Below are 16,740 nucleotides of genomic sequence, written 5' to 3'. Positions count from 1 at the left end.
GAGTTGAGCTGGTCAAGCTAAAAAATTTGTTAAAAGTTGATTTGAATAAAAGGCATCCTTAAAAGATGCCTTTTTAATTATCCAGAAATATATTGCTGGAGCTGATCAATTAAATTCTTTTGGTCTTGCATGGCCGCTTTTACCAAGTCACCAATTGAAATTAAACCGACCAATTTATCATCTTCAACCACAGGTAAATGACGTAAATGACGATCTGTCATTAGTTGTAAGCATTCTTCAACCGTATTTGAACGGGAAATTGTTAATACTTTTGCAGTCATAATTTCATTGACAGTGGTGTCGTAAGATGAGCGCTCCATAAGGGCGACTTTACGGGTGTAATCGCGTTCAGAGAATATACCAACAACTTCTTCGTCCTGCGTAACAACCAAAGCCCCTATGCCTTTATCTGCCATGATCGAAATTGCTTCAAGTACGGTTGCATCTGGCGAAACAGTATAAATAGCTTGTTCAGCTTTATCTTGTATAACTTGAGCAACGTTTGTCATATTTTTGTCCCTCTGGCTAGTTTATCATTTTAATTTAACTTAGCGCGATTTTATGAAAATGCAAAGTCTTTGAAAGTCTAAATGAATAATATTTTGCCACCTGTAATGGATCTTTTATATAAGATTGAGTCTGGTTGTGATCTACAAGACTCGTTCTCATTTATCTTATGCAATGTTAAAAGAGGAGGGAGACGCAAAGAAAAAATGGCGCATTTGCTGGGTAGATAATTTGAATTTGCGCTGATTTGAATTAAAAAGCGCAGGAGTTACTTTTAAGCGCGTCAATGTTGGCAATAAAGATTCCTGAAAATCTTTAGGTGTGATTTTTTTGGGAACATAATGGGGCCAGTGCTTTTTAGCATAACGATGCGCTTGTACACCATTGAGCCAAAAGGGAAAAATAAAATCGTCTTGATCTGATTTTATTGCCCAGCCTTGATGATAAAGTCCCCAAAGTGCACCGCAATACATCATCGTTTTTAAAATTGAAATTTTAATTATCAAGTCTTTAGAAACAGGGTGTAACTGTGTATAAGTTTTCATGAATTTGCTGCAATTTAAACTCGTGTTTATTATAAAAAATAAATACTTAATTTCAGTGACAACTTTGCATTAAATCGTAATAAAGTTTTACTGAGGTAATAAAAAACGCCACCTAAGTGACGTTTGATTATGCTTGCATGGTGGCCATTCGTTGCCAATATTGAGCTTTCAATGAATCTCGTTCTACACGAAAGCCTTGATAGTAAAGCTCTGCCAGAAACATCGCTGCTTTACCGTGTCCTGCACGTGCTGCATCTTCAAGCTGCTTTACCGCATCCTGAAAATTCATCTGTGATTGAATTGTATTTACCGCAGATGCATACACATGCTCTAAGTCATGATGGGAAATTTGTTGAATCATATTAAAAACTCCTTATAGTTGTAATTATGATCACATCAACTCGGCTTACTTGCCTTGCAAAATTAATTTTAGCAGTTGATTGTTAAACTAATATTACAATAAGCGTGATAAGTCAAGTAATAGATGGGGTGTAATGTGTGAATTACAAGCTTACATGATTAAACATTAAACAAAAATATTTTTTAGTAAAATCAATATAACAATTAAATATGACATGACAAGGAGAAGAACATGCTAACAACGATAGATGGCTTTAACTTTGAAGTTCCACCAGATGAATCCCAAATTATTGCTTTGGCGCAGTATCATCGCAAACAGTTGGACGAAGCGATTTTTCATCAGGAAATTCATTTAGGTGATTATTGTCTGGCACAGCGTAAACGTGTTTATGATTTTACTCGACAACTTGATCCGCAGATAAAAGCTTGGTTTTACCGTGTTTATGATGGAGAATTATTGCGTTTGGCAGATGAAGATGATTTGCATCCAGCGGATGCAGAAACAGGGGTAAGCTATTTTGCTATTTTGATTGTTCTGGCTATTATTGCTTTTATCTTATATTTTGCATTCGTCCGTGCCTTAATGACTTAATTTTATAAGTTTTAAGCATTCTATAGCGCCTAATGATTTTTTATCTGGAGAATTAGGCGCTTTGACTTGTATGCAAAGCAAATGAGCCATACACTACATCTATTCGAGGTAAGGTATGCTCATATCAAGACAAAATTTTCTAAAACTTGGAAATGAATTTAAATTAGAGCGCATTTACAATATTGTAGTCGCCGTCATTATTATCACAATGTTGATATTGGCCTTTATGGCGTTACAGCGTCCTATTTCTAAGCCACAGCATCAATCTATTGTGAATTTATCGCATATGGCAAATAATCCAGAAACTCAGAAAATAGCACAACAGCTTTTGCAGCATGACGGAATTAGTCGTGCTGAATACTTTAAATTGATGCGTGCGTATCAGTATGAAAATTCAAAGGCGCAACATTATCCTGCGATGGCGCTGGAGGATGAATAGCTTCTGGATCAATCTGTACGGGTTTTATGGGAGATAAATTATCTTTAAGATCTTGTAGTAATTTTTCTTTATCTAGTTTTTCACTTGCAACAATGACGGTCAGGTTGTCTGGATGTATATGTTTTCTGATGGCTTGTTGTACATCTTGAGCTGTAAGTTTTCTAAGCTGTTCAGGATAAATAGATAAATAATCTGCGGGTAATCCATAAAATCCGATTGAACCAAGTTGTGCATTGATATTGGCATTACTACTGAAGCTCATGGGAAACGCACGCAGCATACCGCTTCTTGTTTCTTCGAGTTGTTTTCTATCAATAGGTTGTTTTACAAAATCAACTAATGTTTTATGTGCTACCTGAATACTCTCCATGAGCTGATCTTGTTTAGTCGAATAATTTAAACTGAAAATACCGTTTGTTTGGGTAAAGCTAAATGCACTGTACGCACCATAAGTATAACCACGTTTTACTCGAAGTTCTTTCATTAGCAATGAATTAAACCCTGATCCACCAAGCATTTGATTAGCAAGTTCCAGTGCAGGCTGATCTGGATCATTTCGACTGATGCCTAAATGTCCCATTGTGACATAAGCTTGGGTGGACTGATATGGAATATGCTGGATGTTAAAACCGCGTTCTGAATCGGGTTGATTAAGAGGCAGAGCGGCTCGACCTTGTGGAAGCGATTGAATAATTTTTATACTAAGGTCGCTGGCTTGTTGCGTGGTGAGTTGTCCCGTCATCGCAATATTCATATTTTGTGCAACCAATAATTGCTCACGAAACTGTTTAAGTAATGCGGGTGTAATTTTACGAATACTGGCATTAGTGCCGGTAATAGGCTGGGCATAGGGATGGGTTCCGTACAAAGTACGATAGAGTTTGATATCAATTAAACGATTAGGATTTTCTTGTAATTGGCGCTGACCAACCTGTGTATTGCTATACACCAAATTTAGACTTGACGGGGTAAATGTTGCATGATTAAGTACTTCTAGCATTAGATTGATGGCAGGCTGTATTTTCTGGGGATCAGACATCACTCTCAAACGTACAACAAACATATCCCGATACGCTTTGACACTAAACTGCGCACCAAGTTGCTCAAATGTATTGGCAATTTGAGTGGCACTATAATTCTCAGTGCCTTCAGTCATTAGATTGGCAGCCATATTGGCTATGCCGAACAAACCTTTGCCTATACTTTCATCACGTGCGGATCCAGCATTGAATGTGAGTTGTAGATCGACTATAGGTAAAGCAGAAGATTCAACAAATAATGTACGCACTTGATATGCATTTTTTAAATCGTGCACATAAGGCGCTTGATCAGTCTGTTTGGCAGGAATATTTTTGAGACTGTTAAGTTGGGTTATGGATTTTAGTTGTGAGGGATCATCCTGCTCAGGCAGGTCTTGATCTACAATATCTGCAAACACCGGGAAAGTGAGAAAGGAACTGGCTAATATAATTAATAGAGACGTTTTCATGCGGATTCCTTTATTTTCCCTGTTCTTGTTCTGGTTCTAAATATAAAGTCGTAAGGTTACTTTTAACAAAATAGGCATTAGCAACGCGCTGTATATCTTGCGGGGTAACAGTTTGGTAGTGTTCTGGCAATTCATCAACCAGTCGATAGCTTAGACCATTAACTTCAAGTAATCCGATCATATGTGCCTGACCAATAATATCGTCTTGGCTGTAAATCAAATTAGAAACAAAATTATTAGTGACACGTTCAAGTTCAATGGGTTCAACTAATTCCATTTTGAGTGCATCAATTTCTTTTTGAATCGCATCTTGTGCAGATATGAGACTTACTCCATCCGCAGGTAAAGCGGTAATAGTAAATAAACTATCACCACGGTTATACGGATCATAATTCACACTAATAGAGGTTAGCGTTTTTTTGTCACGTACTAGACGTTGTTGCAAGCGAGAAGAAATATTGCCATCAAGAAGTGCTTGAATAATGGTAAGGGCATAAGCATCTTGTGGGTTTTTAGCAGTTTTGATTGATCGAACATTCCATGCCATATAAAGATTAGGCACTTGTACAGGTAGCTCGACTTCCATATGGCGATACCCAACACGATCAAATTCAAGTACATCATTACGTTCTGGTGTCAGTTGTTTGGGAATATGAGCGAAATATTTTTGAACCTGTTTTAAGGTGGTTTCCGCATCAACGTCACCAATAATGATCAATGTGGCATGATTTGGGCTATACCATGTTTTGTACCATTTTTTCAGATCGTCCAATTGAATATTCTGTAGATTTTTCATGTACCCAATGATGGGTTGTCGTGCATGACTAGTGGGGTAAGCTAGCCATTTAAAACGCTCAAAAGCCAGTGAGCGTGGATTATCATCGGTGCGTTGTCGCCGTTCTTCCATAACGACATTCATTTCAGTTGAAAAATCGCTTTGACGTAATACCAGATTGGTCATGCGATCTGCTTCAAGCTCAAGTGCCATCGGTAAATAGGCTTTAGGATAAAGCTGGTAATAATTGGTGTAATTAGTAGAGGTCGCAGCATTGACTCGACCACCATATATTCTGCTGAGGCGAGTAAACTCATTATCTGGAACTTTGCTGGTTCCTTTAAACATCATATGTTCAAGTGCATGAGAAACGCCTAGAATGTTGCCAGATTCATCGCTACTACCTACTGAATACCAGATCTGAGCAATCGCAATAGGTGCGCGATGATCTTCACGGATAATCACTTTTAAACCATTTGCCAGTGTAGTTTCAAAGGTAGTGCGACCAAGTTGGCTTTGTGTTTCTGCATAACTAACATTGATACTTAGAAAAGATAAAAAAGAAAATAAAAAGATGAATTTAAAATCTTGAAACAACGATTTGAACACAAGCCGTCCATAAGTATTTCTCATATTTCAGTCTATTTTTAAGAAAATAGCGTTTAAACTCAAGCATATCCTGTTGTGTTTTAGTGAAGATTATTTATTTGAAAAAAGCACTATTTTTTGAAATAGGACATCTGGAAAATGACGTTTTGAATATTTAAGAGAGGTACCAAAGCAGGGTGAATAAGGTCGGGCAATGTAGTGAATCTGTGCTAAAATCTCTCTTTTTAACCCGCTGCTTTTCAAGGGAATCGGTATGCAACAGCAATCGAATATGCAAAATAAATTCTTGATTGATGCTGACATTGGGGATGACGATGTCACGTTACCAAACTTACCCGCTATCAATGTCCCAATTATTGATGAGGTTGTAAAGACCCAAGAATCCGCTTTACCTATTGCTGCTGAATCTGAAACTCCTGATATTCAGGATGCTGGTCAAAACTCTGATGAACTTCATTCTAAAGGTGGTTTCTTTAGTCGTATGAAGGACGGACTAACCAAAACACGCCGTAACTTGGCGGATGGTATGGTTAATATCTTGATTGGTGGTAAAGAGATCGATGATGAGCTTTTAGAAGAGGTTGAAGAGCAACTACTAGTTTCGGATATTGGAGTAGATGCTACCAAAACCATTATTACTAATCTAACTGAGCGAACAGCGCGCGGTGATTTAATTTATTCACATTCACTCTACAAGGCGTTACAAGAAGAATTGGTCGCCTTGCTTGCGCCACGGGTAAAGCCGTTACATATTGATCCCAATAAAACCCCTTACGTGATCCTCATGGTGGGGGTAAATGGTGTGGGTAAAACCACTACGATTGGTAAGCTGGCAAAGCGGTTACAGGGCGAAGGTAAAAAAGTTATGCTGGCAGCAGGGGATACATTCCGTGCAGCGGCAACTGAACAGTTACAAATTTGGGGTGAACGTAATAATATCGCTGTGGTGGCTCAGGGGCACGGTGCAGATAGTGCATCTGTAATTTTTGATGCCTTTGAAAGTGCGCGTGCTAAAGGTATTGACGTACTTATTGCAGATACAGCAGGTCGTTTACATAATAAAAGTAACCTGATGGAAGAGCTTAAAAAGGTAAAGCGTGTGATGCAGAAGATTGATGCAACTGCTCCACATGAAATTATGTTGGTTGTTGATGCGGGTACAGGACAAAATGCCATTAATCAGGTTCAAGAATTTGATCAGGCAGTTGGCTTAACAGGAATTACCATTACCAAACTGGACGGAACTGCCAAAGGCGGTGTGCTGTTTAATATTGCCAGTCGTAGTCATGTACCTATTCGTTTTATCGGTGTGGGTGAAAAAATTGATGATTTGCGTCCATTTTCGGCAAAATCATTTGTAGCAGCTTTATTTGAAACAGATAAATAAGCGGTTTTAAGTTTTGAAACTCCACAATATGTGGAGTTTTTTGTTCTTGATACTTTTAAAACAGCCCAATTGTTCTAAAAATAAAACAGTATGTAATAAAATTAGTAATGAATACGCCATAAGAGATGCATAGACTTATACCTATTCCAGATCACGACCTTCAGGTCAAATGCACACACAGGATATAACAAATGACATCGTTCTTAGATAAAATTAAAAATCGTCGTAGTATCTATGCAATCGGAAAAAATGTTGCATTAGAGCAAGCTGAGATTGAGCAAATCATCAAAGATGCGGTAAAACATAGCCCATCTTCATTTAACTCACAATCTTCACGTGTAGTGATCTTGTTTGGTGATTCTCATCATAAATTTTGGGAAATTGTTCGTGAAACTTTAAGAAAAATTGTTCCAGAAACTGCATTTGCTGCAACAAGTGGCAAACTTGATAGCTTCTCTGCTGGTTTTGGTACGGCATTATTTTATGAAGATCAGGCTGTTATCAAAGGTCTGCAAGAGCAATTCGCATTATATGCGGATAACTTTCCAGTTTGGTCTGAACATTCAACTGCGATTGCTCAATTTGCTGCTTGGACGGCTTTGGCAGAACATAATGTAGGCGCGTCACTTCAACACTACAATCCAATTGTTGATGATGAAGTTGCAGAAGCTTTTGAGATCCCGCATAACTGGAAACTTCGTGCCCAGTTAGTATTTGGTTCAATTGAAGCGCCAGCAGGTGATAAAGATTACATAAGCGATGATGTACGCTTCAAAACGTTTAACTAAGTTTAAATTTATTTTGTAAATAAAGAGTGCATTTATGCGCTCTTTTTTATACTTAAGTATTTCAAATGAAATGTGTAAACATAGCCTAATTTCTTTTTTATTCATTTAAATATCATTAAAAAATTGAATAACTTAGTAAAATTATTGAAATATTTGTCATAAAATTGTCACAACTGCACTGCATAGTGCTCATGATTTGAAAAATGAATAGAGAAATCCGACAATGACTTTAAAGTTCACCCTCGCAGCATTAAGTTTATGTTTAAGCAGTTCTGTTTTTGCTGCTGCTACGATTACAGCACCAGAGGAAATCGTGATACTTGCGGTTAATGACCAAGAGGTGAATTCAGGTTTATTGCGCCAAAAAGAAAATGCTTATAAAGTTGATGCGGGTGAAATAAGTATTAGTGTTCGTTATCAAGAGTTTTTTCAGCATCTGGATGGGGAGCACGATATTGTAAAATCAGGAATTGTGACCTTGAAAACACCGCCTTTAAAAGACGGGGCAAGCTATAAACTGGATTTGCTGAATGCACCTGCAAATTTTGAAGACGCAAAGAAGTATGCCGAACAACCGACCATTGGCCTTTATAATGCTAGCCATCAGTTACTTGTACGACAAACAGGGGCAAATACAGAAGCTAAGCCTTGGTTTAACAGAGGACTTTTTGGCAAAGCTTATGATTTAACACAAAATAAATCTGCACCAGCCAATCAACCCGCGCCCGTGTATACTGCTCAAGCAGCAACAGTTAAAGAAACAGTAGATATTCCTTCTACAATTGTAACGACTCAGACCGTTAGTGCTGGGAAAACTCATGATCAACAATTAGTTGAGTTATGGCAAAAATCCTCAAAAGTGGAACGTCAAAAATTTATGGCATGGTTGGCTGGACAAACGAATTAATTTGAAGAATAAGGAATAGGTTAAATACTGACCTATTCTATTTTAGAACTTATACTTATAAAATAAATCAGTATTTATAATTTGTTAAATTAATAATAATAACGATAATGAGTTTCATTTGTTTGGTGTGGGGTTGTTATGGATTTTAAAATCAGCTATTTGAGTTATACCATTCAAATACTTTTGCTCTCGGCTTCATCCATGCATTTATATGCAGCAAATGCAAGTCAGACAAATGATTCAACAGAAGAGGCGCAGCAACTCCCTACCATTATAGTTAAAGCTGAAAACCAAAAAAGTGAGACAACTGAAGGGACTGGTTCCTATACAACACCGGTAACATCTGCAGCCACTGGCTTGGCACTATCATTAAAAGAAACGCCTCAAATGGTCAGTGTTTATACGCAGCAACAGATGAAGGATCAAGGACTTACCCAGCTTATGGATGTTGCATCAATTGCGGCTGGTTTAAGCGTGAGCTCATCGGGAGGGTATGGTTCAGATTCTTCACCCATTTATTCACGTGGTTTTACAATAAATAATTATCTGTTAGATGGTGTAAAACAGCTTAGCTCTTATGACAGTATTTATCAAAGTCAAGATATGGCTATTTTTGACAGAGTTGAAGTCATCCGAGGGGCAAGTGGCCTCATGACTGGCGCTGGTTCACCTAGTGCAAGCATTAATCTGGTTAAAAAGAAACCTTTGCCGACGCAATATGCAAGTATAAATGTGACTGGTGGTAGTTGGGACTTTGGTCGTGTTGAAACAGATGTATCTTCACCTTTAAATGAAGATGGTTCAATTCGTGGTCGTTTAATTATGGCCGTTCAAAAAAACGATAGTTATATCAATAATCTGAGTGAGGATAGAAAAGTTATTTATGGGGTGGTTGAAGGGGATATTGGTGATAAAACCAAGCTGAGCTTTGCTTTTAATCATTCGGCAATTGACTTGGATGGTTCTTCACGAGGTGGTTTACCTGCATGGTTTTCTGATGGAACAAAAACATCATGGGCTCGTTCAGCTACGGCGGGAGCAGACTGGGCATATTCCAATCGAGAAAATACAGGGCTATATTTAGATCTTGAGCATAATTTTAACGAGAACTGGACACTAAAAAGTACACTTTCCCGAGTAATTACAGATTCAGATGAATTGATCGGTTATGTATTAGGTACGCCAAATAAAACAACGGGCAGTGGATTAAAATTGTGGGCAAGTCGTTGGGACTATAGACCGATACAGGATGTGTTTTCGACGTCATTAAATGGTAAATTTGAATTATTCGGCTTAGAGCATCAAGCAGTTCTAGGCACAACTTTGGCCCAAAATAAAAATGATAAAAGACAGGCCTATAGCTGGAATACTACAAGTGACCCTAATTGGAATACTACTGTAAACAATATCTATGAATGGAATGCTACACAAATCTCACGTCCTGATTTAGTAGCTACAGGCTGGTATTCACAAGAAGTCAAAGATTACTCTGCTTACGCTGCTTTTAAATTTCAACTACATAAAAAGCTTTCTTTACTTACAGGGGCACGTGTAGAGGATTGGAAAACTGATAATATTGATTATAGTTATGCAGACTCAACGACAACCAGAGATAAGCGACATGAAACAGGTGAAGTAACTCCATATGTGGGATTGGTTTTCGACATTAATGATTATTGGTCAATCTATTCAAGTTATACGACAATTTTTCAGCCACAAAACTATAAAAACATAAATAACCAAATGCTGGATCCTCTAGAAGGCAAAAGTACAGAAATTGGTTTAAAAGGTGCTTTTTATGACAATATGCTAAATATTGCAGCTGCGGTATATAAAACCAAACAGGATAATGTCGCATCGGCTTTATATGATGAAAATGGGGATCCACTAACAAATTCAAATGGTGAAACTCTTTATGAAGCTTTAAGTGGTACAGAAAGTAAAGGGATAGAATTTGAGGTAAGTGGTCAAATACTACCAGAATGGCAGGTTTCTACCAGTTTTTCACGGAATATATCGCGTGATAGTGATGATCAGAGGATTAATACAGACGTACCTCAAACCACAGCCAGAATTTTTACTACGTATGTTTTACCTTATTTGGATAAATCATTGCAAATAGGGGGTGGAGTACGTTGGCAAAGTGAAATATATAAACTTGATTCTGGACCAAATAAAGTTAAGCTCGACCAAGGTTCATATGCTTTAGTGGATCTTATGGCACGTTATAAATTTAATCAAAATCTAAGTGGTAATTTAAATATTGCTAATTTATTCGATAAAAATTATTACACTACTATAGGTAATAGCTACTATGGAACTCCAAGAAGTTTTCGATTAGGGCTAACTTATACTTGGTAATATCAGCAATATATCTTGATAGCTATAAAAAACCTCCGAATTTCGGAGGTTTTTTATTTAATAAGTGGCTATTTAACAAACCACAAATAGTAACCAATTAACATGAATGGCCATGCGATATATGGACTAAATAACCATTTCCATAACCAGAATTGAGGAATATATCCGACTCCATGAATAAAGCCGCCAGAGATTCCTAACATGACCAGCATAAGTACACTATGATTATAATGACCATTCGCATCAAGCATCATGGCAGGGTGAACTAACAAAACAGCCGCAAGTGGCAACGCCAACAAAAATGAAACTGCCATCGCAAATGTTTGCGCTTTACTTCTCTTTGCTGTTGTCATTGCTTCTGCCATGATGTTATTCCTCATCCAGATTTTGATGGTGCTCAATATAAAGAGCGCTTAGAACACCTGCAAAACAAGCCATTAATATTCCAAGAATCCATGCGAAATACCACATATTTATTCTCCTCGTCACCTTAGTACAAACTATGTGAATTAGCTTGAATGTCTTTACTCGTAATAACGCCCCACATTTTATAGTAGCACCAGCATGTATAACTTAATATGATTGGCACAAAAATACATGCAGCAACCGTCATAACCCCTAGTGTTTTATGGCTTGAAACGGCATCCCACATCGTGAGGCTAGAAACAGGATTGATACTAGATGGCATTAAGAACGGGAATAATGCGAAACCAGCAGTAAGAATTGTTCCAACAACGGCTAAAGCAGAACCCATAAAACTAAAACCAGCTTTATTTTTACCAGATGCAAATAGAGCAATTAGACCACCGAGAATACCTAAAATAGGGGCAATCATAGTAATTGGGTATTGGCTATAGTTGTTTAGCCAGCCATGGTTACCATGGGTAATTACTTCTTTTGCTAGAGGGTTTGCTACGCCATTGGTATTGAATGGTTGCGCAAGCGTATAACCTTCAATATTACCCAAATATAGCCATGCGCCAGCTGCAATAAAACAGACTAAATATACAAGCGCCATAATTTGTGTTGCTTTTGCTGCACGACGATGCAAATCCCCATCTGTACGGAGCATTAACCATGCGCCCCCGTGTGCGCACAGCATGGTGACGCTGACTAAACCACAGACTACAGAAAATGGATTAAGCAGCGCAAAGAAACTACCATCATAGTGAGAACGAACTGTTTCATCCAGACTAAAAGGTACACCCACTAGCATATTACCGAATGCTACACCAAATACGAGAGCTGGAACAAAACTACCAATACATAGACCCCAGTCCCATGATTTACGCCATTTGGTATTTTCAAGTTTTGAGCGATAATCAAAACCGACAGGTCTTAAAAATAGACCAAACAAGACCAACAATAAAGCCCAGTACATTCCAGAGAAGGCAACTGCGTATACCATTGGCCATGCGGCAAAAATTGCACCACCTGCGGTAATTAACCAGACTTGATTACCATCCCAATGTGGAGCAATCGTATTGATTGCTACACGACGTTCGTTATCGGTTTTACCAACGAAAGGCATGAGTATCATGGCACCCATATCAAAACCGTCAGTTAGGGCAAGTCCAATCAAGAGTACTCCGACCAGGACCCACCAGATAATTTTTAGGAGTTCATATTCGATCATGATTGAGCCTCCCCAGCCACCATATTCGAGTTTTCTTGTTGTTCAAAATGGTATTTACCAGTATGAAGTGAGCTTGGACCCAAACGTGCGAACTTGATCATTAAGTACATTTCAATAATGAGTAGTACTGTATAAAACGCTGCAAGTGCGATAATTGAACCCCAAACATCTCCTGTACTTAAGCTTGAAGCAGATAAATGGGTTGGTAAGACCTCACCAATCGTCCATGGTTGACGTCCACCTTCTGCAACATACCAACCAGTTTGGGCTGCAATCCACGGCAAAGGTAAAGCAAATAATGCAAACTTAAGTAACCATGGTTTCTCTTCAGCATTACGTTTAGCCACAGACCATGCTGCCAAAATAAATAGCAGTAGCATAAGGAAACCACAAGCGACCATGATACGGAAAGTAAAGAACAGCGCAGTGACATTAGGAATACTGTCTTTTACAGCGGACTGAATGTTTGACTCAGTTGCATCTGTGACATTGTCTGTATATTTTTTCAATAACAAACCATAGCCCAAATCTTTTTGATTTTCTTTAAATGAATTGAGCAGTTCTGGAGATCTATCACCAGCGCGAAGTTTTTCAAGTTCACTATAGGCGACCATACCATTACGAATGCGCAGTTCATGTTCTTTCATCAAGTCGGTAATACCTGTGACTTGCTTGTCAGTTGAACGTGTTGCAATTAAGCCCAGTGCATAAGGGATTTTAATGGCATAGTCAGTTCGCATTTCTTGCTGATTTGGAATACCAAATAAAGTGAAACTTGCAGGGGCTGGCTGAGTTTCCCATTCCGACTCAATAGCGGCAAGTTTCGCTTTTTGAACATCGCCTAGCTCGTAACCTGATTCATCACCTAGTAAGATAACAGACAGGGTCGATGCCAAACCGAAAACTGCTGCGATTGCAAAGGAACGACGTGCAAATGGTAGATCACGTTTTTTCAATAAGTAGTAACTAGAAATGGCCAATACGAAAATTGCACCAGTGACGTAACCTGCAGAAACAGTATGTACGAATTTGACTTGAGCGACAGGATTAAAAATCAATGCAGCAAAATCGGTGAGTTCCATACGCATGGTTTCATAGTTAAATGCAGCACCAACGGGGTTTTGCATCCAACCATTTGCGACCAAAATCCACAAGGCTGACATGTTCGAACCAATGGCTACTAACCAAGTTACACCCAAATGCTGTACTTTAGATAGACGATCCCATCCAAAAAAGAATAAACCAATAAAAGTTGATTCTAAGAAGAAAGCCATTAAGCCTTCAATTGCGAGTGGCGCACCAAAAATGTCTCCCACATAATGCGAGTAGTAAGCCCAATTTGTACCGAACTGGAACTCCATGGTTAGGCCAGTTGTTACACCTAAAGCAAAGTTGATACCGAAAAGTTTTCCCCAGAATTTGGTCATGTCTTTATAAATTTCTTTACCTGAAATGACGTACGTCGTTTCCATAATGGCAAGTAGAAAAGCCAGACCTAAAGTCAGTGGAACAAAAATGAAGTGATACATTGCGGTCATAGCGAACTGGAACCGCGAAAGATCGACCACGCTTTCAGAAATCATCAACGTGTCTCCTTGATTTGGGAATTTGTGCCAGCAATATGCTCGGCAACTTGATTGTCAAAATCTTTGGGAATAGTAGGGGCATCAAACCAGATGTGTTTGATTGTTAGTAAAAGAACAATCTTAATTATTAATATGATTGTAATTTCTTTAACTAAGCGTCGATTAAAATCTTTTTTCACCAAGCTCATATATACAAGCCTATTGGACTGAATAATACATATTATTCATGACATCATTAAAAAAATAAACAACAAAAACAATTAAAATAAAAATATATTATTAAATTCATTAAAATCAATGGTTTGAATTAAAAAATTTTACTCTTAATAAAATAATATAAAGTATATTAAAACACTTGTATTTAAGTAAAAATAAACCAGACTAAAACAGTTGTATTTAAAGTTGTAAAACCAACTAAAATGCTAATAATTAAGTTTTAGACGAATTTAAATAACCTACAAAAAAGCTCGGATTATAGTGATATCATGTTTTGGTAGATAAAATTTTAATTTTATAATTTACTCTTTGGGTTTGAATTATCCTATGTGAGCTTTTCTTGTTGATCAAAATATATACATGATTATTGTTGTGGTGTAAATAAGTGATTTGATACGGCAATTTTTTTGGCAATGTAATGTGTTTGTTTGAAACGGATAAGAATAACTTGCGAGCGAAATTCTAATTCGCCAAATTCTGGTTCAACTTGAACATAATGAATTTGACCAAATTCGTCCCGGATGCGAGCTTGTGCAGAAAAACCTGGGCGGGCATTTCCGCTAGAGATTGTTGCGAGTCGGCCCAACAGGCTAGTATGATGATGCTCAAGTTGCGGTTTAATTACTTGATCCAGACAGTGAATCATGAATACAGTGAAAAATATGGCAATAATAAAAGCAGGCAGGATCAGGTAGAAGGGGGAAACAAAACTATGCTGCCTGGCAAAAAAAGCAAGCTGCAAAAAATAACCGGCAAAACTGAAATTAATCAGTAAAAAAACTAAAATAAGAACTTTTGAAAATTTGACATTCAGCAGTGGTGAATAGACCAGCCAGTTTGGAGAAATCTTTCGGATCAAATTGCTGGGACGGATACCTATATAAATGCCGATAGTTTCTGCCATACTTAACAGAATTAAAGCAACCACACTTAAATGAAAAGGCATCAAGTCATAGCTGAAAAAAAATTCTGGCATGGCAAAAACCTGAGAAATTATTCTGTTAAGTAAATTCCACCATCTGAATGTACCTGAATTTCAACTTTCGTCAAAAATTCACCTAAACACGGTCCAGAAATACATTCACCAGTTTCTACATTGAACAGCGCGCCATGAGTTGAGCATTGAATAAATTCCTGATCTTGATCCAGAAATTGATTTTCTAGAAACTCAAGTTCAACTTGCAGATGGGGACAGATATTTTGGTAAGCAAAAAATCCGCCATCGCACTGGGTAATAAAAATGGTATCTCCGCGAGAAATCTCATAAGAACGCGCTTCACGTTCAGGGATATCCTCGGTCATGCAAATCTTTTCCATGTTTAAGCACATTCAGTCTGGAAATTTTTGAGCAGTTTAGCATAGTTTTCAATATCTAAACGTGGGCCATATTGAGCAACAACTTCACTTGAAACAAGAATTGCAAGTTGAGTTGCATCTTCGAGAGACTTATTTTGATTTAGAGCGTACAAGAAAGCTCCTGCAAAGGCATCACCAGCACCGTTAGCATCTACAGCCGTCACTCGACGTCCACCTAAATGAAAATGTGTATTCGCCGAATATACAGAAGCCCCATTGGCGCTTTGTGTAATGACAATGGTATGGTTTTTTAATTTCAATTTGGCAAAAGCTTGATCAATCGTTTGAGTTTCTGTGTACATTATTGCTTCTTGTTCATTACAAAATAACAAATCCACACCGTCATCAATCAATTCGTCTAAACCGTCACGCGCATATTGAACCATGGCAGGATCTGAAAGTGATAACGCAATTTTTACATCATTTTCACGAGCAATTTGGCGCGCTTGTTTCACTGCTAAACGAGCAGATGGGCTAGTAGATAGATATCCTTCAATATAAAGCCATTTGGCATTTTTTAATGGCTCGTAATCTACCTGATCGGCAGAAAGTTCAGTGGTGATACCTAAATAGGTATGCATGGTACGCTCAGTATCAGGACTAATAAGCACCATACAGGTACCTGTAACGCCATCAGTTTTTGATTTTTCTGAAGTGAGAATATCGGCATCATTCAAACCATCAAGATAGATTTGACCCAATTCATCGTTTCCAACACGACAAGCATAAAATGCTGAACCACCTAAAGCACTAAAAGCTACAGTTGTATTGGCTGCTGAGCCACCACTGGCTTGACCTTTATAATCCTGAGAATCCAATAAAGTTTGATATAATGCGGTTTGAGTGGAACCATCAGTTAACTGCATGGTGCCTTTTTGCAAGCCTTGCTGGGCTAAAAAATCATCAGATACTTTAAATTCCTGATCAATAAGCGCATTACCAATTGCAAAAAGCTCTACAGTTGCCATGATTGTATTCACACGTAAAAAATCAAAGCACTCAGTTTACACGATTGTTCAGTTTTGCTGTAGTTCGATGAATAAATTTCATCAGTTTGCTGATAAAAAGCTAATTTATTCACCTTGATTTGATCAACTCATTCAAACTTAATACCGATTTTCGGGAAGCGGTTCAGTTCTACCTAAAATGGTTGATACTTTTTTGTGGATAGGCACAGAAATTATTGA

19 protein-coding genes are annotated in these 16,740 nt (G+C 37.8%); 6 read left to right on the top strand and 13 right to left on the bottom strand.

Annotated elements, in window-relative coordinates:
- Window positions 1-77 precede the first annotated feature (77 nt).
- The 3 genes from IAE20_RS03840 to IAE20_RS03830 form a co-directional block, all read right to left on the bottom strand.
- Window positions 78-509, bottom strand: coding sequence for a CBS domain-containing protein (locus IAE20_RS03840; RefSeq protein WP_200459555.1), 432 nt, complete (start codon window positions 507-509; stop codon window positions 78-80).
- A 165-nt stretch (window positions 510-674) separates the two neighbouring features.
- Window positions 675-1,052, bottom strand: a complete 378-nt coding sequence (locus tag IAE20_RS03835; RefSeq protein ID WP_200459554.1) for a DUF2750 domain-containing protein — start codon at window positions 1,050-1,052, stop codon at window positions 675-677.
- Between the two features lie 127 nt (window positions 1,053-1,179).
- A complete protein-coding gene (locus IAE20_RS03830; RefSeq protein ID WP_004989307.1) occupies window positions 1,180-1,413 on the bottom strand; it encodes a hypothetical protein in 234 nt (77 codons plus the stop codon).
- 231 nt (window positions 1,414-1,644) lie between these two features.
- Here IAE20_RS03830 and IAE20_RS03825 point away from each other — a divergent pair, with 231 nt between their 5' ends.
- Window positions 1,645-2,004: a hypothetical protein gene (locus IAE20_RS03825; protein WP_200459553.1), complete on the top strand. Its 360-nt coding sequence runs from the start codon at window positions 1,645-1,647 to the stop codon at window positions 2,002-2,004.
- A gap of 115 nt (window positions 2,005-2,119) precedes the next feature.
- Window positions 2,120-2,443, top strand: coding sequence for a hypothetical protein (locus tag IAE20_RS03820; protein ID WP_200481171.1), 324 nt, complete (start codon window positions 2,120-2,122; stop codon window positions 2,441-2,443).
- Here IAE20_RS03820 and IAE20_RS03815 read toward each other — a convergent pair.
- Together IAE20_RS03815 and IAE20_RS03810 are read right to left on the bottom strand one after the other, a co-directional pair.
- Window positions 2,367-3,932, bottom strand: coding sequence for an insulinase family protein (locus IAE20_RS03815; protein ID WP_200481170.1), 1,566 nt, complete (start codon window positions 3,930-3,932; stop codon window positions 2,367-2,369). The genes IAE20_RS03820 and IAE20_RS03815 overlap by 77 nt on opposite strands.
- 10 nt (window positions 3,933-3,942) lie before the next feature.
- On the bottom strand, window positions 3,943-5,316 hold the full coding sequence (locus IAE20_RS03810; RefSeq protein ID WP_320159410.1) for a pitrilysin family protein: 1,374 nt from the start codon (window positions 5,314-5,316) through the stop codon (window positions 3,943-3,945).
- A gap of 253 nt (window positions 5,317-5,569) precedes the next feature.
- Between IAE20_RS03810 and ftsY the strand changes: the two genes are divergently transcribed.
- The 4 genes from ftsY (at window position 5,570) to IAE20_RS03790 (ending at window position 10,759) form a co-directional block, all read left to right on the top strand.
- Entirely contained in the window at window positions 5,570-6,703 is a 1,134-nt protein-coding gene (gene ftsY, locus IAE20_RS03805) for a signal recognition particle-docking protein FtsY (protein ID WP_200459549.1), read from the top strand.
- Window positions 6,704-6,894: 191 nt separating this feature from the next.
- On the top strand, window positions 6,895-7,491 hold the full coding sequence (locus tag IAE20_RS03800; RefSeq protein ID WP_200481169.1) for a nitroreductase family protein: 597 nt from the start codon (window positions 6,895-6,897) through the stop codon (window positions 7,489-7,491).
- Between the two features lie 223 nt (window positions 7,492-7,714).
- Window positions 7,715-8,398 carry a DUF2057 family protein gene (locus IAE20_RS03795; RefSeq protein WP_200481168.1) on the top strand — a complete coding sequence of 228 codons (684 nt, stop codon included), beginning with the start codon at window positions 7,715-7,717 and terminating at the stop codon, window positions 8,396-8,398.
- A 138-nt stretch (window positions 8,399-8,536) separates the two neighbouring features.
- On the top strand, window positions 8,537-10,759 hold the full coding sequence (locus IAE20_RS03790) for a TonB-dependent siderophore receptor (protein WP_200481167.1): 2,223 nt from the start codon (window positions 8,537-8,539) through the stop codon (window positions 10,757-10,759).
- 68 nt (window positions 10,760-10,827) lie between these two features.
- Here IAE20_RS03790 and IAE20_RS03785 read toward each other — a convergent pair whose 3' ends face one another.
- The 8 genes from IAE20_RS03785 to IAE20_RS03750 all read right to left on the bottom strand — a co-directional run bounded on the left by IAE20_RS03785 (window position 10,828) and on the right by IAE20_RS03750 (window position 16,521).
- Complete coding sequence (locus IAE20_RS03785; protein ID WP_200459847.1) at window positions 10,828-11,127, bottom strand: cyd operon YbgE family protein; 300 nt, start codon at window positions 11,125-11,127, stop codon at window positions 10,828-10,830.
- Window position 11,128: 1 nt separating this feature from the next.
- A complete protein-coding gene (gene cydX / locus IAE20_RS03780; RefSeq protein WP_000270276.1) occupies window positions 11,129-11,230 on the bottom strand; it encodes a cytochrome bd-I oxidase subunit CydX in 102 nt (33 codons plus the stop codon).
- A 19-nt stretch (window positions 11,231-11,249) separates the two neighbouring features.
- Window positions 11,250-12,395, bottom strand: a complete 1,146-nt coding sequence (cydB, locus tag IAE20_RS03775; RefSeq protein WP_200481166.1) for a cytochrome d ubiquinol oxidase subunit II — start codon at window positions 12,393-12,395, stop codon at window positions 11,250-11,252.
- The gene (locus IAE20_RS03770; RefSeq protein ID WP_200459544.1) at window positions 12,392-13,978 is read right to left on the bottom strand and encodes a cytochrome ubiquinol oxidase subunit I; all 1,587 of its coding nucleotides are present in this window, start codon (window positions 13,976-13,978) and stop codon (window positions 12,392-12,394) included. The genes cydB and IAE20_RS03770 overlap by 4 nt, the downstream gene beginning before the upstream one ends.
- On the bottom strand, window positions 13,978-14,169 hold the full coding sequence (gene cydP / locus IAE20_RS03765; protein WP_200459543.1) for a cytochrome oxidase putative small subunit CydP: 192 nt from the start codon (window positions 14,167-14,169) through the stop codon (window positions 13,978-13,980). The genes IAE20_RS03770 and cydP overlap by 1 nt, the downstream gene beginning before the upstream one ends.
- A 392-nt stretch (window positions 14,170-14,561) precedes the next feature.
- Window positions 14,562-15,173, bottom strand: coding sequence for an OB-fold-containig protein (locus tag IAE20_RS03760; RefSeq protein ID WP_200481165.1), 612 nt, complete (start codon window positions 15,171-15,173; stop codon window positions 14,562-14,564).
- 17 nt (window positions 15,174-15,190) lie between these two features.
- Window positions 15,191-15,499, bottom strand: a complete 309-nt coding sequence (locus IAE20_RS03755) for a Rieske (2Fe-2S) protein (protein WP_200481164.1) — start codon at window positions 15,497-15,499, stop codon at window positions 15,191-15,193.
- 17 nt (window positions 15,500-15,516) lie between these two features.
- Window positions 15,517-16,521: an adenosine kinase gene (locus IAE20_RS03750; RefSeq protein WP_200481163.1), complete on the bottom strand. Its 1,005-nt coding sequence runs from the start codon at window positions 16,519-16,521 to the stop codon at window positions 15,517-15,519.
- Window positions 16,522-16,740: the final 219 nt, after the last annotated feature.

It is taken from the genome of Acinetobacter sp. S54 (assembly GCF_016624945.1).
Classification (GTDB): Bacteria; Pseudomonadota; Gammaproteobacteria; order Pseudomonadales; family Moraxellaceae; genus Acinetobacter.
This window is presented reverse-complemented; position numbering and strand designations above follow the sequence as displayed.

Bases quoted from the DNA above. Each gene is read 5' to 3' on its own strand.
- IAE20_RS03840 (WP_200459555.1), bottom strand. From the start codon at position 509: ATGACAAACGTTGCTCAAGTTATACAAGATAAAGCTGAACAAGCTATT.
- IAE20_RS03835 (WP_200459554.1), bottom strand. From the start codon at position 1,052: ATGAAAACTTATACACAGTTACACCCTGTTTCTAAAGACTTGATAATT.
- IAE20_RS03830 (WP_004989307.1), bottom strand. From the start codon at position 1,413: ATGATTCAACAAATTTCCCATCATGACTTAGAGCATGTGTATGCATCT.
- IAE20_RS03825 (WP_200459553.1), top strand. From the start codon at position 1,645: ATGCTAACAACGATAGATGGCTTTAACTTTGAAGTTCCACCAGATGAA.
- IAE20_RS03820 (WP_200481171.1), top strand. From the start codon at position 2,120: ATGCTCATATCAAGACAAAATTTTCTAAAACTTGGAAATGAATTTAAA.
- IAE20_RS03815 (WP_200481170.1), bottom strand. From the start codon at position 3,932: ATGAAAACGTCTCTATTAATTATATTAGCCAGTTCCTTTCTCACTTTC.
- ftsY (WP_200459549.1), top strand. From the start codon at position 5,570: ATGCAACAGCAATCGAATATGCAAAATAAATTCTTGATTGATGCTGAC.
- IAE20_RS03800 (WP_200481169.1), top strand. From the start codon at position 6,895: ATGACATCGTTCTTAGATAAAATTAAAAATCGTCGTAGTATCTATGCA.
- IAE20_RS03795 (WP_200481168.1), top strand. From the start codon at position 7,715: ATGACTTTAAAGTTCACCCTCGCAGCATTAAGTTTATGTTTAAGCAGT.
- IAE20_RS03790 (WP_200481167.1), top strand. From the start codon at position 8,537: ATGGATTTTAAAATCAGCTATTTGAGTTATACCATTCAAATACTTTTG.
- cydX (WP_000270276.1), bottom strand. From the start codon at position 11,230: ATGTGGTATTTCGCATGGATTCTTGGAATATTAATGGCTTGTTTTGCA.
- cydB (WP_200481166.1), bottom strand. From the start codon at position 12,395: ATGATCGAATATGAACTCCTAAAAATTATCTGGTGGGTCCTGGTCGGA.
- IAE20_RS03770 (WP_200459544.1), bottom strand. From the start codon at position 13,978: ATGATTTCTGAAAGCGTGGTCGATCTTTCGCGGTTCCAGTTCGCTATG.
- cydP (WP_200459543.1), bottom strand. From the start codon at position 14,169: ATGAGCTTGGTGAAAAAAGATTTTAATCGACGCTTAGTTAAAGAAATT.
- IAE20_RS03760 (WP_200481165.1), bottom strand. From the start codon at position 15,173: ATGCCAGAATTTTTTTTCAGCTATGACTTGATGCCTTTTCATTTAAGT.
- IAE20_RS03755 (WP_200481164.1), bottom strand. From the start codon at position 15,499: ATGACCGAGGATATCCCTGAACGTGAAGCGCGTTCTTATGAGATTTCT.
- IAE20_RS03750 (WP_200481163.1), bottom strand. From the start codon at position 16,521: ATGGCAACTGTAGAGCTTTTTGCAATTGGTAATGCGCTTATTGATCAG.